We start from the raw sequence: 15,103 nt of genomic DNA, 5'->3' as shown, positions 1-15,103 counted from the left end.
AAGACTTGATACCGGTAAATGAAAAAGGTAACCCTGCTCTTCAATATTTTTTTTAAAAAAAGAGGCTTCTCTTGCGAAAAGCCTCTTCGAATACGTTATTCAGTTTCTAAAATTATTTTTTAGTAGCAGCTGAATCAACTTTAGTAGCAGCTGAATCAACTTTAGCAGCAGCTGAATCTACAGTAGTTTTAGCTGAATCTAAAGTGTTAGCAGCAGAGTCAACTAAAGCAGATGCTGAATCAGCAGCACCTTCAGCTTTTTTCTCAGTGTTGTTACAAGATGCGAAAGCTACAGTTAAAGCTAAACCTAAGAAACCGAATTTTAATGCGTTTTTCATTTTCTAATTTTCTAATTTAAATTGAAATATTTTCTTTTTCATCTCTTAATACACCGAACCCAAAAAGGTAACCCTTCAAAAAAATATATTTTTTTTAAAAGATATAACTGCCTGAAATTTAGTTTTTTATTTGTAAAAAATAATCTTCAAATTAGTCCTTTTTAACTGATCTATGGGCTAGAAATTAAAAAAGGCACAAACGAATGGTTCGATATTCTTGTTTGGAGAGTTATATAGGATACGGGTAAAAATAGGAAAGCAGGGTGTTACTTGCTGATCGTTTGCACAAACAATTTTCAATTATTTTTATTAATTTATGAGGAAACGCTCTAAAAAAGAATGACGATTATGTTTGATAAAGTTAAGAATATAATGGATTTGGCAAAATCAATAGACTTTGGCAAATTGGAGGAAATCTCGAAAAAGGTAGATCTAGGCGCTGTCATGGATGCGGTCTCGAAGATGGACGATAAGCAGCTCCATGGTTTAATGAAGATGCTGAATGCCGGTAATCAGAAAAAAGAATTGCCCCCTATCAATGGAGATTTCTACGATATGGATAGCAAATTAAATGGATCAGACCGCCAACTTCAACTAAGGGTACGTGAGTTTATGGAGGAGGAGGTAAAGCCTATTGTCAATAAATATTGGTTAAGGGACGAATTTCCTTTTGAAATTGTACCAAAACTAGCCGCCTTAAATATCTGCGGGTATACTTATGAAGGATATGGATGTATGGGCGGAAGTTCGCTGATGGAAGGCATTATTGCTGCGGAGATTGCTCGGGTAGATGCTTCAGTCGCTACTTTTTTTGGTGTACAGAGTGGTTTGGCCATGGGTTCGATTTATATCTGTGGATCAGAAGAACAAAAGCAAGAGTGGCTGCCAAGAATGCAAAAGATGGAAGTAATTGGTGCTTTTGGTCTTACCGAGCCAGAAGTCGGTTCTGGAGTCGCGGGCGGTTTGACAACAACTTGTAAGAAGACTGACGAGGGATGGCTGTTGAATGGTCAGAAGAAATGGATTGGCAATTCGACCTTTTCTGATATCACGATTGTCTGGGCAAGAGATCTGGATGATGGTGAGGTGAAAGGTTTTATTATCCGTAAAGACAATCCCGGTTTTTCAGTTGAAAAAATCAAGGATAAAATGGCTCTGCGGATTGTTCAGAATGGATTGATTACCTTAGATAATTGTATCGTTTCCGAGGCAGATCGACTGCAAAATGCCAATTCTTTTAAAGATACGGGCAAAGTACTTCAGATGACGCGCGCGGGAGTGGCATGGATGGCAGTAGGCTGCGCGCGTGGAGCTTATGAAAATGCGCTGGATTATACACGCAAAAGAAAACAATTTGGTAAACCTATTGCGTCTTTTCAGTTGATCCAAAATCATTTGGTCGAAATGCTTTCTAACCTTACGGCTATGCAAACGCTCGTCTTTAGGCTTTCTGAACTCCAGGATGCAGGGCAGCTGCGGGATGAACATGCTTCACTTGCTAAGGTCTTCTGTTCATTGCGTACGAGAGATATTGTATCTAAGGCGAGGGAAGTCATGGGGGGGAATGGCATTTTATTGGAATATAATGTCGCCAGATTCCTTGCCGATGCCGAAGCTATTTATTCTTATGAAGGGACCAAAGAAATTAATTCGCTTATTGTTGGACGAAGTATCACTGGATTTAGTGCCTTTGTTTAAAACGTTTGCCAAATCCTGATGGGAGCGAGAGAAGGCTGTAATGAATAAAAAAAGATAAGGCGCTGTTAATTCCAGCGCCTTATCTTTTTTATTCTATTTGCGCTTAAATCTCATAATGGCAATATCACTCATGATAAAAGTCAGTGTATTTTCACTGACATCGTAGCTGTTTACTTTTTCTAATGTAGAAAAGAAAGTCGCTTCGCCGCTACCCTCACAAGCCATTTTTGTAGACATGATCGGTCCAAAACTGATTTGATGCCCGTTTGTCTTAAAAGTAGCGTTGTAATTGTTGCAACTGCTATTTCCATTTATCTTGCCATCTGCAGTGTTGAATGTCATCGTTGGTTTACGATTCGGATATAATCCCTCAAAAGCGATACGTGGCCCGGAAATGTAATCGAGCTCCCAGGTTCCGCTTAAATTTTGCTTTTCCTCCAATAATTTAAATTTTGCTAAGGGAGCCATTCTTGCTTTATTTAAACTGAGGATACCATTGTTAATGGTATAGTTGTCTGCTGTGATCAATGCTTTGGATAAAGCTTGCTCGATGGACATATCCGGGCACGCCATCATCGTTGACATTCCCTGTGCGAATTTGATTTTTCCATTGGCAGAAAAAGTAAGTTCACCACCTATGCCGTTACAACCACCGCTGGCGCTGTATCTTTTTTCTTCCAGTTTGAGGAAAGGAACTTTGCCATTGACCTGGGCGGCGACCGCTTTCCCACCGACTTCTATTAATTGCCATTTTTTTCCAGTAAGAAGGGCAGATGTATTGTCCGTGTCTTGTTTGTCTGAATTCTTTTTCGATACTGCGCAACTTGTCAGCGCTAGAACAGCCATCATCAATACCAAAATGTTTCTAAATCTCATCTTTTAAATTTTTATATAAAACACTATTTCTAACGTTTGGTTTGGCAAAGCGCTACAAAAGGCACTTAACAAAATAAGGCTTCCCATTGGGAAGCCTTATTTATCAGCTATATAAATTGTACTATTTATTTTTGTTTTGTTGTGCTTGTTGCTGAGCACGCATCATTTCTTCCATTTTAGCTTGGAAGCTAGACTTCTTTTCAGCTTTAGGATTCTTTTTATTTTCCTCCAGTTTAGCTAAGATTTTATCGTCATTTACCATTGAACGGATTACTAACTGTGTCAAGAACGTAAATAATGCACTTAAAAAATAGTAATAGTTCAAACCAGCAGGGAAGCTATTCAAGACAAAGAAGAAGATCAAAGGCATGATATAACCCATGTATTTCATTTGACCAGTTGCGCCCGAAGTCGCATTGTTATACCAAGTGGTCAACAATGTTGTTAGGGTCATCAAAATACACATCAAAGAGATGTGGTTGAATGATCCAAAGATAGGTGCAAATGTAAACAAGGTGTCATAGGTAGACATATCCTTCATAAACAAGAAGCTCTGTCCTCTCAATTCAAATAAATTTGGAAAGAAATAGAAGAAAGCAATTGTAAATGGCATTTGAAGTACAAGAGGCAAACAGCCTCCGAGTGGATTCACGCCGACCTGTTTATACAACTTCATCTGCTCCTGTTGCATCAACATTTGATTGTCTTCACCGACTTTCGCTTTGATCTCATCCAACTGCGGCTTTAATACCCGCATTTTAGCCATGGATACGTATGACTTGTAAGTCATTGGTGAAAGAACCAGTTTTAACAATAATGTAAGTAACAAGATGACAATACCATAGCTCATATGGAAACCATCCAAAAAGTTAAATGCAGGCACGGTGATCCATTGATTGATCCAGCGCATAGGTCCCCAGCCCATGTTGATAATGGATTGGTAGTCATTTCCTTCTGCTTTTAATACATTGTATTGATTTGGCCCAAAAAAGAAGTTCAATGAATAATTATTGTCTTTATGGTTGTCAAAAGCCAATTCAGCGTTGGTGTTGTAAAATTTTATGACATCACCTTCCGTCGCATGTTTTACATCGATTTTCGCGTTAACGAATCCATCTTTGGCATTTAGGATATTGGAGAAATAATGTTGCTTAAAAGCAATCCATTGTACTTTCTTTTCCAGTGCTTCATCATCATCCTTCGATTCTGACAAATGGTCTACCTTGTTATCTTCTTGATAATAAAGGGTAGATTTTTGTCTCTCAGATTCAATATTCTGTTCTTTTTGTCTAAGAACGGTACTCCAGTTCAATGTCAATGTTTTTTGACTCTGTGGGATCAGGTTTTGAATACCTTTTGTATTGACATTAAGAGCTACATTGTAACCTTTTCCGGCAATAGAATATACATACTCAATATATTGATCGGCACTGTAATTCAGTTTGAATTTTACTGATTGTTTTCCTTCGCCGGAAACCTGAATGTCCGAAGATTCAGTATTAAAGAATAAATCGTTTGTCGAGACGTTCTGTCCTGCTGCATTGAAGAGGAAACCAAACTTATTATCTTCACCGTCAAAAAGCATCAAAGGTTTTCCATTGAAATTCTTTTCACCTTTGAGTTCGACTGATTTCACTTTACCACCTTTTGTGCTGATTTTGGCAATGATGGCATCATTTTCAAGTGTAATGATTTTTTCAGTTCCAAATTTTGATGCACCAAAAGGTTTTTTCAGTTCAGCTGAATCTGCAATCACTGCTGTTTGCGCTGTTTTAGCTTTTGCGGTAGAGTCACTTGTTGCAGGTTGTCCTTTTGCAGCCTGAGCTTTAGCCTCCTGTCGCGCTTGTTCTTGTTTGATTTCTGATTCTGAAGGCTTCATCAGGTAAAATGAACCAGTGATGATGGCAAACATCAGGACCAAACCAATTAGGGTATTTCTATCCATCTTTAATAACTAAACTTAATTAATTTTATCCTTCTAATACTACTTTGATTTCTTGTTGGCCAAAGCAGCGGCTACAAAGCTAACAAAAAGTGGGTGAGGATTTGCAACAGTTGACTTTAATTCTGGATGAAATTGTCCGGCAACGAAAAAAGGATGGTTTTTCAATTCGACAATTTCAACTAATCCAGTCTCCGGGTTGAAGCCCGAAGCGATCATTCCTGCTGCCTCATATTGTTTTAAATAGTCATTGTTAAATTCATAACGGTGACGGTGTCTTTCGGAAATTTTTGTTTTTCCATAAATGGCAAAGGCTTTGGTGCCTTTTTTAATTTCACAGTCGTAAGCACCTAAACGCATTGTGCCCCCCATATTGGTGATGTTTTTTTGCTCTTCCATCAGGTTGATGACAGGATTGCTGGTGTTCGCATCCATTTCAAAACTATTGGCATCTTTTAATCCCAATACATTTCTGCCAAACTCAATGACCGAACATTGCATACCAAGACAAATACCAAAGAATGGAATGTTATTTTCACGTACATATTTGATCGCGTTTAATTTGCCGTCCAGACCACGTTCGCCAAAGCCTGGAGCGACCAATACACCGTCCATACCTTTTAGCTTTTCAGCGACGTTTTCTTTTGTAACACTTTCGGCAGCGATATAACTCACCTTTACTTTACATTCATTCGTTGCACCGGCATGGATAAATCCTTCGGTAATGGATTTATAAGCGTCTGGAAGTTCAACATATTTTCCTACTAAAGCAATGCAAACTTCACTTGTTGGATTTTTGAGCTTACCTAGGAAGTTTTTCCAGTTTTCCAGATCCGGTTCATTTTTATTGGAAAGTTTTAGCTTTGTTAGGGCTGTTTTATCCAGGTTTTCTTTTAACATTAATAATGGAACATCATAGATGGTCGAAGCATCGATAGATTCCACAACAGCATTGATGTTAACATTACAGAACTGTGCTAATTTTTTGCGGATTTCCTGAGATAATTTGTGCTCTGTACGGCATACCAGGATATCTGGTTGTACACCATATTCCAATAATGTTTTGACCGAGTGCTGTGTTGGCTTGGTTTTAAGTTCGCCGGCTGCAGCTAAATATGGGACCAAAGTTAGATGAATAACTAAAGAATTATTCGCCCCCAGTTCCCAGCGTAGCTGTCTTACAGCTTCAACAAATGGAAGGGATTCGATATCCCCTACAGTTCCACCGAGTTCAGTAATAATGATATCATATTCACCGGATTCCCCCAAAAGCTGCATGCGGCGTTTGATCTCATCAGTGATATGTGGGATGACTTGAACGGTTTTTCCTAAATATGCCCCTTCACGCTCTTGTTGGATGACGTGTTGGTAGATACGACCTGTTGTTACATTATTCGCTTGTGAGGTAGGGACGTTTAAGAAACGCTCATAGTGGCCAAGGTCAAGGTCAGTTTCGGCTCCATCTTCAGTAACATAACATTCACCATGCTCATAAGGATTCAATGTTCCTGGGTCAATGTTAATGTAAGGATCGAATTTTTGAATAGTCACTTTGTAGCCACGTGCCTGGAGAAGTTTAGCAAGGGAGGCTGCAATAATACCTTTCCCTAACGACGAAGTAACGCCGCCCGTAACAAAAATATATTTAGTCATAACAATTAAAGGATTTTCAATTTTATGTGGTCAAAATGACCAATAATAGTTGCTTTATGTACGGGATACAAAGATAGCAATTTTTTATTCAATATTATAATTGAAAGATTCACTGAATAAATAAATTAAAAATAGATGTTGCCCTGGTTATCGATTGTAGCCTTTAAATCGGGTTGCGATTTCGACTTAATCTCAATGCGATAGAACTTATTGGCATTGGAAAAGACAAGTTGATAATGCTTATTGATATTAATGATTTCAGGGTAAAATTTGCTCAATTCATCAAGAGACGTTGCATAGCGCTTATTTGCATTCCAGTAAATTTGTTGCATGTAAAAAATATTCCAGACAGTTTTTTCCAATGCCAAAAATTGTTCATCTACGAATTGTTGGTCATCTTGATCCACAAATTTGATATGTCCCCATCGTTCGGGATAATGCATGTTAATCAGACCAATGGGCGACCATACCCAGTTTTCTTCCGCAAGTGTCTTGCCAGTATTATCCTTTCTTTTGATATAACCTTTTCCATTGACATCATAGTGCCATTGTACGCGGGAGAAATTTATCTTCCACACTTCATTTGCCTTGATTTGATTTCCTTCACCAAAGTATTTTAGACTTTTGACCGGGATCTTCATTTCGACGGTCCAAAAATTATCTTTATCGGTTGGATTATTTATTGTTCCATCTTTATAAACAGCACTTTGGATATCTTTGGTGTCCCAGTTTAAGTTAGCTTTCCCACCAAAACGATAAGGTTTGGTCATGAGGAGATCCATGATCGTATTCAGAGCATTAACTTCAATTTCAATATATTCAGGAGATTGCAGATTAGGTTTCAGAAATACCTCAAAGTCATTGTCATGATAGATGATGGTGTCTTTCTGTCTGAGGTAACCATTGATGTGAGGTTCTTCCAACTTAGCAAACAGATAGAGATTTTCGTTATCCCAGAGCATTTTGACACGAGTTTCTAGCGCAGGTTTTGGTTTACTGTTTCCTTCTATGTCTTTGAATGTATTTGTCCATGCTGCCTTTGCCCAAGATATTTCGTCATCTTTACCATCAATTTCGATCGCGGTTTGAGCTTTTTGGACAAAGTAAATCTCTGGCTTAGACTGTAATCGGAGAAAATCACCTACATTTCGCTGTGCAAAAATGGTTGTCGTCTGTAGGGTAAGAGCTAATATAAAAAAAACAGTTTTCATCAAGATATTGTATGTCTATTAGTTACCAAGAAATTTATGTAAGCGCGCTTAATGGGGCTGTTTTTATAAAATCCTAAAATTTCCATTGATTTCTATGTATGGAAGATTGGCAGTGCTAAAAGTAAGTAAAATGTTTTAGCTAAGCAAAGAGGGGTGATTCTTTTTAAGAAATCAGATTCGATTGTCTTAATTTTATTACATGGGGTTTCGTGTTGATCTAAGTGGTAGGGTGAGCGGGGTGGATTTGTCCCGGGTAGGAAGATGGTTGATCTGGTAGGAAATAAAAAAAGGCTTTGATAAAATTCAAAGCCTTTTTTTATGCCGTGGTAGTCGTAATTAGATTCTTTTTGATTTAATACGAGCAGCTTTACCGGTAAGGCCACGTAAATAGAATAATTTAGCGCGACGAACTTTACCATAGCTGTTTACTACAATTTTTTCAATGTTTGGTGAGTTTACAGGGAAAATACGTTCAACACCTACACCGTTTGAGATTTTACGAACGGTAAAAGTAGCGTTAGCACCTTCGCTGTTTAATTGGATTACTACACCTTGGTACACCTGAACACGCTCTTTATTTCCTTCGCGAATTTTATAATGAACGCTGATGGTATCTCCGGCTTTGAAAGCGGGAATTTCATTTCTTACTACCGCTTGTTCTTCTACAAATTTTACTAAATCCATGATTTCGAGTAATTATTAACGATTTATATCCTGTAAAAATCGGAATGCAATATTACGACTTATTTTTTGAATATGAAAATACTTTTTGAAAAAACTATCGACTGTTATTCAAATCGGACGCAAAGATATGAAAATGAAATGGATAATCTAAAGTTATTTTGAATATTCCTTTATATGGTTATTTGACCGTGTTTTTGCGCTTTAAAATGGTCCTTATAGATGCTGCTGATAAAAATATTGGTCAATCAATCAGTAATTTAGTATAAAAAATGCATTGAGGTATTGACAAATTCAAAAATTGATTCGATATTTGTGCCACACAAAACAAAGGTGATACCTTTTCGGGGTGTAGCGTAGCCCGGTATCGCGCCACATTTGGGATGTGGAGGTCGTAGGTTCGAATCCTGCCACCCCGACTAAAGAGCTCTAACGAAAGTTAGAGCTTTTCTTGTTTCTAGGCAGGACGAGAACCTACGGCCGGTTAAGTTGCTATGGGGTTCGATCCGAAGGAGGCTCAGGGTGGTGTCTGGGCCATGTGTGGCTGAGCCAATCCTGCCACCCCGACTAAAGAGCTCTAACGAAAGTTAGAGCTTTTCTTGTTTCCGTCTATTTTTCTTCTTGGCTCCATTATTGTATAAATTCAGTTGCCGATAGCAAGCAAAAGAATAGGGGATCGCGGAAACAAGATGGATATGACCTATAAATAGCCTTTTAGGATCCAATTTTTTCGTGACGATTTACCCAATGTGGATAGAATTCTTTAGTTTTGGCTCTGCTAGCTAAGGAAGATTACACTATTGCCCCCTCGGCAAAGAAACGTTTGGAAAAACTCAGAAATACGGACGAACAATGATATTGAAAGAAAAAATCGGCGACACCTACCTGAAATGCCTGCTTACTGGAGTACTTTCGGCTATGTTAGTTACAGGACATGCACAGGAAGTGGTGAAACAGCAGAAAGAGAAGCAACAGCCGCAACAAAAAGAAAAGCAACAGCTACCCGGGCAACAAACTACGGAGCAAGTCCAGACGATGGATTCCATTGATGTCGTACGCGATTACCGGCCGATGCTGGCCGATGCCGTCAAGGTGCGCAGGAGTCCAAATATGCAACTTATCAACCGCGATGCGATCGAAACGGAGCTGCGTCAGATCGCTACCAGCATCTATTTGGCACAACAAAAATATAAACAGGCATACTACCATGAGTTGATGAAACGTCATCCGGACGCTTCGCAAAGCAATATCGACAATTACCGCATCAGCTATCTGGCTTACGGGGCAGGCGAATACAAAAGAGCGAGCGGTATGTTGGAATCGATGAAACCTTCGGATGCCTTTTATCAGGGCGCGATCATGACTTTGGGCCATATTGCTCTGGAAACGGGCGACAAGCAAGGGGCACGAAATGCCTTTGTCAAAGCGATGAAACTGGATCTCGACCGGCAAGTGAAAGCCGATGCGCTCTTTAACTACGCCAAAGTGCTGTTTGCCATGGATTCCACCCAGGCCGCCCAGCAAGTTCTCGAGAAATATATCGCCCAGGAAGTGAAGCCTGCAGATCCGGGTGCCAAAAGACAGGAAAGTCCGGAAATACTATCAGCTGAGATTCTGCGAGGGACGACCAACTTTCATGCAGGGGTCAGCATGCTGGAATCGCTGAAGGAACGCGGCAAGGAAGTCGATGCGATCTATCAAAAGGTAACCTACTACCGTGGACTGGAGTTCTATAACGAGCGTGCTTTCGAAAATAGTATATCTATGTTTATGCGTTCGGAAAAATTTCCGATCAATGCGGAAATGGCGGCTCTGGCGACCTACTGGAAAGCGGAGGCAATGTATGAAGTGCGCAAATTTGGGGAGGCAGTAGAAAATTTCTCCCGGTTCCTGAGCTTGCCTGCGGCAAAAAACAACGAGGTCTATAATTACGCTAATTATGGGCTAGCCTATGCGGCCTACCGAAATAACCGTTTCGCGCTGGCAGCCGATTATTTTGAGCGCTTTCTGAAGGCCGGAGCAAGTACCGTAGATGAAAATATACGGTATGACGTGATCGCACGTCTGGGCGACTCGTATCTGTGCCTACGTGATTACGGCCGGGCCAACAGCTACTATGACAAGCTGATCAACGGGAAAGCGCCCAATCAGGACTATGCGTTGTTCCAACGCGGTGTACTCTTTGGATTGCAGGGCGACAATGAAACGAAGCTCAGTACCCTGCGGTCCGTTCTGAAACAATTTCCGGCTTCGAACTATGCCGATGACGCGGCCTTTGAGATCCCTTACACCTATTTCACTATGGGCGATTATGAGAACGCGCTCAAAGGGTTGCAAGCAATGATCGAAAAGTACCCGCGCAGCAGCTATGTCCCACGTGCGCTGATGACCATTGGGCTTGTACAGTATAATAACGATGAACCCGAACCAGCGAAGGCCACCTTCCAACAGGTGGTGGAAAAATATGCGCGAACCGCCGAGGCAGAGCAGGCGATGCGTTTCATTGAAAACATCTACCTCGATCAGGGCGATGCGACGAGCTACATCCGGTATGCGATCGGTAGCAATGTGGGTAATCTGAGTCCTGCGGAGCAGGATGATCAGGCTTTCCAGGCAGCCCATTCCCTCTTTGCCCGGGGAGAATATGGAGCCTCTGTTGAGGCGATCAATGCCTATTTTGATAAATTCCCGAAACCCAAACAAGAAAAATATGCACGCTACATCCGCGGGGTGAGTTCGTATAAGACCGGGCATCCGCAGGAAGCGCTGCACGATCTGAATATCATCCTGAACGACTGGACAAGTAAGTATACGGAGAATACTTTGCTGACAGTGGCTGCTTTATATCTGGACTTAAAGGAATACAACGAGGCCATTGTCCACCTAAAAAAATTGCAGCTAAATTCTGAATATAAAAAACACTATGGCTATGCGGTAACTAACCTGATGATCTGTTATTTCGAACTCGGTGATATGGAACAGATGGCCAAATATGTACAGTTTATAAAGGCTTACGATGGTGCAACAGAGGAGGAAATTGCCAAGGCACACTTATACAGTGGCAGGGCTTTTCTGAAGGACAAGGATATAGTGTCTGCCATGAAAGAGCTCAATCTGGCCGCTCTGAAGAGCCAAACGGAGGTAGGCGCAGAGGCACGGTACCGTGTGGCGCAATTGCAGTATGATAACAAGGAGTACGACAAAGCCCAAGAGACAGCCTTTGATGTGATCAATAATAGGGAGGCATATGAGTATTGGGTGGCAAAGAGCTTCGTATTGCTTGCAGATACCTATGCGCGTAAAGGCAATTCTTCCCAAGCGAAGAGTACGTTGAAAAGTGTGATTGAAAATTATGAAAAAGATGATGATATTGTCCCTTCAGCAAAAGAACGTTTACAGAAATTGAACAAAAAGTAACAGCAATTTTTGATGATTGAAAAAGCGTTAACGGAAGTTAGCGCTTTTTTGTTTAATCCTAACAGTCAACAAAACCAAAAATCAATACATACGGTAGTTGCATTTCCGAAAAAATAAAGATCCATTTACAAGGAGGCCTGAAACTATATATATATTTATCTCACAAAACCAATGGTTACAGACGATTCTTAAATGATAAAATACAATCGTAAGCTAATTTTATTCTATTTGCTGTACTGTTAATGATGACTCCGATAAATGCTTTCTTAATTTCTGTATCGGTAGATATGTAAATAAAATTGATAGTACACCAGCCAGAAGCCCATCTAAAATAGCCATTGCGGTTGCATTTAACCTATAGTGTGTAGACAGATTATATTGTGCCAGCAAGAGACAGAGGAATACAAATAAACCCGTTACGAAGCCATGGATAATACACAGCTTCGTAATAAATTTATTCCTGTTCAGTTCACTGTCTACTGTTAAAGCGATTGACTCCTGTTCTATGGCTGCGATCACCCGTTTGATAATATCCATTGTAAGGACAACAGGTAAAAATATGGCCATCGGTAGCGTCAGTCGAGCCAAACTTTGCGGACCAGCGAAAAAGTGCGTATATCCCAGCTCCTGGAAGCTGGCGTAAGCAACCAGGAAATTGAAGAAAACATTGGGGAGGATATAATAAATTGCGCGTTTTCTTAAAAATCGCCTGAGCGTTGTTTTTTTTATTTTCTTTGATTCCGTAAACTTCGTCATGGGTATTCTATAGGGGCAAGGTCATGAATGCAATAGCCGTATCTTTTATTTTAATCGCTTCTTCTTTTGGTAAAAAATCTTCATTGGACATAAACGTAAAATCCATTTGTTGATTAAAGGTCGTTGTAACCAAGGTATTTGAATTCAACCAGGGGAAAGCCACTGTTGGACTGTATATGGTCTCCAGAGTGAAGTTGTTGTACTCGTTTGGAATTTGGAGCTTACCCATATTGGATAGCGTGAGGTCATGTCCTCCCGGACTTGATTTTAACATGGAAATCATGCGTTCCACCAGCGGATGCATCTGTTCGCCCATCCAGAGCAGCTCCCGGGCTTCCATCTTTTCTATTTTTTGTGTGAGTGCTCTTTTTATGTCTTTCGCGTTACCCATGATATTATCGTTTCCCTTTTTTAGGGAAAGTTCCACTGTCGGAGCGAAGGCGAACATATGATCTTGTTTAATTTCCGGGATAAAGTGGCGGATGTCAACCGGGCTGATCACTTTATTTTTTGCAGCCTTACCTTGCACCTCCCGAAAAGCTTGCATAAATGCCGTACATAAGAGTGCATGGACAGTAATGCCTTGCGCCTTGCAACCTTGGGTTATGGCCGCCGTTGTTTCCGCATCCAGTTTCCAGTGCATCGCATAGTTTTTCCCCTGGTTTCTTTTTCTGCTCTTTCGTTGCAGGAAAAAGAAGAATCTCGCCAGCAGTAAATAGAACTTGGCTTTGCGTGATTTTTTTCGGAGCTCGAAGCTCTGTGGTAGAAAGTCATTAACCGATTCAAAGAGCTGGTAGGGTTCGAGTTCCTTATCGGGGTTATCCAATAGGTAAAGTAGCTCCCGCATCAACGTTACAATACTGGTTCCATCGCAGACACAATGTGGTAATACCCAAAGCAACTCCGAATTGGAATCCCCTTTGATCCATACCAATTGGGCTAGTGGTTTACTGTCAGCTTTAAATGGGCGATACCATTCCCGTTCCGATTCGGCGAGCCAGTCCATATCCGTTTGACGGCTGAATATAACGAGTGGAATGGATTCCATGTCTTCCTGTACAACAAAATGGGGCTGTTGTGCATCTGCCATCTGGATGACTGATCGGAGCAAAGGGTGTTTCCGTTGAATTTTTGCCAGCGCTCTCCGAAGATGTCTTTCAGCGATCTCCCCATTGATTTTAGCTGCAAATACACAGTTTAAGGGCGTTTCGGTATCAACATACATGATCCGTTCCACCATCATTAGTTTTCTTTCGATCATGATGCCACCTGATAATCTAATTGTTGTCTGATCCGGTCTATGATCACATCCCGGATGGCCAATGCTTCACTATAGGGAAGGTAACCTTCGCTTCCCATAAAGGAAAAATCCATTTGTCCACGAAAGGTAGAGGTGACCATTGTCGTTGTATTGCCCAAAGGACCAATGACCGAAGGACTGAAGATTGTTTCCAGGTTGAATGTGCGATATTGATCGGGTATCTGTATACGGCCCAAATTAGAAAACATACAGTCATTGGATGATTTACCCCGTTTTAAGAGTTTGGTAAAGTTCTTCAGCGCATCATGGGCCGATTCCATCACCATCATGGTGATATAAGGATTGAGTTTCGCTGTTTTGCGTTCCACTTCATCCTGCATCAACCGGAGGTTATCCAAAAAGCTCATCTTCTGGTTCGAAGACATGACAATCATCAATCCGAACGCAAAAATATGGTCATCTTTTATCTGTGGCGCAAAACGTCGGATATCTACGGGACAGGAAATTTTATTGAACGCTGACGAACCACGTACGCTATGGAATGCTTCCAAGACCGTAGCCCCCAGAAATGTGTTAACAGTGATATCCAATGACTTGCAATAAGAAATAAGTTGCCTGCTGGTGCTTTCGTCCAGCTTCCAATGAATTAAATAGTCCGTCTGCCGATCGATCGCTTTTCTGCTGACCGGAATACATTTAATCGCTAAAGCTGCTAATCGACCGATTGTTTTTGCCTTAAATCGCTTCTTACCACTCTGTAAGATATGTTCCGGTACGACATCTTCAATACCACGGATAGGATTTTCCAGCCCGATCTCCGCAGTAGGGTTGTCCAACACCTTTAAAAATTCATGTAATAGTGCCATGGCCGAGCCGCCATCGCATAGACAATGATGGAATACAAATAACATATCCGAAACATCCTCACCCCTTATCCAGACAAATCGGATTAGCGGTTTGGACTGATAATCGAAGGTCGAATGCCATTCCCTTTTGGACTCTTCCTGCCAGTCATCTTCGCTTTGTCGGTTTACGAACCGTACCGGAATAGATATGGTTCGTTCCGGAACTTGAAACCAAGGTATATTCCTGTAATCATGTTGGATGAGTGCCCGTAGCCAGGGATGTTTTTCCTGAAGGCGGCTCAGTGCATATCGAATGTCCTCTTCATTGAAAACACCACGTAGCCGAAAAGGAATAACGGCATTGAAGGGTTCGGTTCCATCCCCCAGCAGCATGCGTTCACCAAATAGTAGTTTTCTTTTCATAGC

The 15,103-nt window shown here is 40.9% G+C and carries 11 protein-coding genes and 1 tRNA gene; 3 read left to right on the top strand and 9 right to left on the bottom strand.

The genetic code is table 11. The features are described from left to right. Positions 1-112 precede the first annotated feature (112 nt). On the bottom strand, positions 113-337 hold the full coding sequence (locus tag G6053_RS26025; RefSeq protein ID WP_108636752.1) for a hypothetical protein: 225 nt from the start codon (positions 335-337) through the stop codon (positions 113-115). A gap of 339 nt (positions 338-676) precedes the next feature. Between G6053_RS26025 and G6053_RS26020 the strand changes: the two genes are divergently transcribed. Continuing rightward, on the top strand, positions 677-2,035 hold the full coding sequence (locus tag G6053_RS26020) for an acyl-CoA dehydrogenase family protein (protein WP_165309066.1): 1,359 nt from the start codon (positions 677-679) through the stop codon (positions 2,033-2,035). Positions 2,036-2,128: 93 nt separating this feature from the next. On the opposite strand, the gene G6053_RS26015 is transcribed toward G6053_RS26020, so the two are convergent. The 5 genes from G6053_RS26015 to rplS form a co-directional block, all read right to left on the bottom strand. After that, the gene (locus G6053_RS26015; protein WP_165309065.1) at positions 2,129-2,911 is read right to left on the bottom strand and encodes an META domain-containing protein; all 783 of its coding nucleotides are present in this window, start codon (positions 2,909-2,911) and stop codon (positions 2,129-2,131) included. Positions 2,912-3,032: 121 nt separating this feature from the next. Further along, on the bottom strand, positions 3,033-4,856 hold the full coding sequence (yidC, locus tag G6053_RS26010) for a membrane protein insertase YidC (RefSeq protein ID WP_165309064.1): 1,824 nt from the start codon (positions 4,854-4,856) through the stop codon (positions 3,033-3,035). Between the two features lie 39 nt (positions 4,857-4,895). Then, entirely contained in the window at positions 4,896-6,506 is a 1,611-nt protein-coding gene (locus tag G6053_RS26005; protein ID WP_108636756.1) for a CTP synthase, read from the bottom strand. 125 nt (positions 6,507-6,631) lie between these two features. Beyond that, positions 6,632-7,717 carry a carbohydrate-binding family 9-like protein gene (locus tag G6053_RS26000; protein ID WP_165309063.1) on the bottom strand — a complete coding sequence of 362 codons (1,086 nt, stop codon included), beginning with the start codon at positions 7,715-7,717 and terminating at the stop codon, positions 6,632-6,634. Positions 7,718-8,053: 336 nt separating this feature from the next. Then, positions 8,054-8,401 (bottom strand): 50S ribosomal protein L19, encoded by a 348-nt coding sequence (gene rplS / locus G6053_RS25995; protein ID WP_077437627.1) that lies wholly within the window; start codon positions 8,399-8,401, stop codon positions 8,054-8,056. 342 nt (positions 8,402-8,743) lie between these two features. Here rplS and G6053_RS25990 point away from each other — a divergent pair. Together G6053_RS25990 and G6053_RS25985 are read left to right on the top strand one after the other, a co-directional pair. After that, a tRNA-Pro gene (locus tag G6053_RS25990) sits at positions 8,744-8,817 on the top strand. A gap of 433 nt (positions 8,818-9,250) precedes the next feature. Continuing rightward, positions 9,251-11,815, top strand: a complete 2,565-nt coding sequence (locus G6053_RS25985; protein ID WP_165309062.1) for a tetratricopeptide repeat protein — start codon at positions 9,251-9,253, stop codon at positions 11,813-11,815. Positions 11,816-12,034: 219 nt separating this feature from the next. Here G6053_RS25985 and G6053_RS25980 read toward each other — a convergent pair whose 3' ends face one another. The 3 genes from G6053_RS25980 to G6053_RS25970 are packed head-to-tail and all read right to left on the bottom strand — an operon-like array spanning position 12,035 to position 15,100. Further along, positions 12,035-12,571 (bottom strand): hypothetical protein, encoded by a 537-nt coding sequence (locus G6053_RS25980; RefSeq protein WP_165309061.1) that lies wholly within the window; start codon positions 12,569-12,571, stop codon positions 12,035-12,037. A 7-nt stretch (positions 12,572-12,578) separates the two neighbouring features. Then, complete coding sequence (locus G6053_RS25975; protein WP_165309060.1) at positions 12,579-13,832, bottom strand: condensation domain-containing protein; 1,254 nt, start codon at positions 13,830-13,832, stop codon at positions 12,579-12,581. After that, complete coding sequence (locus tag G6053_RS25970) at positions 13,829-15,100, bottom strand: condensation domain-containing protein (RefSeq protein ID WP_165309059.1); 1,272 nt, start codon at positions 15,098-15,100, stop codon at positions 13,829-13,831. Before G6053_RS25970 ends, G6053_RS25975 begins: the two co-directional genes overlap by 4 nt. Positions 15,101-15,103: the final 3 nt, after the last annotated feature.

It is taken from the genome of Sphingobacterium sp. DR205 (assembly GCF_011064245.1).
Taxonomy (GTDB): Bacteria; Bacteroidota; Bacteroidia; order Sphingobacteriales; family Sphingobacteriaceae; genus Sphingobacterium; species Sphingobacterium athyrii.
Note: the sequence above shows the minus strand (reverse complement) of the source record. Positions and strands in the feature narration are given on the sequence as shown.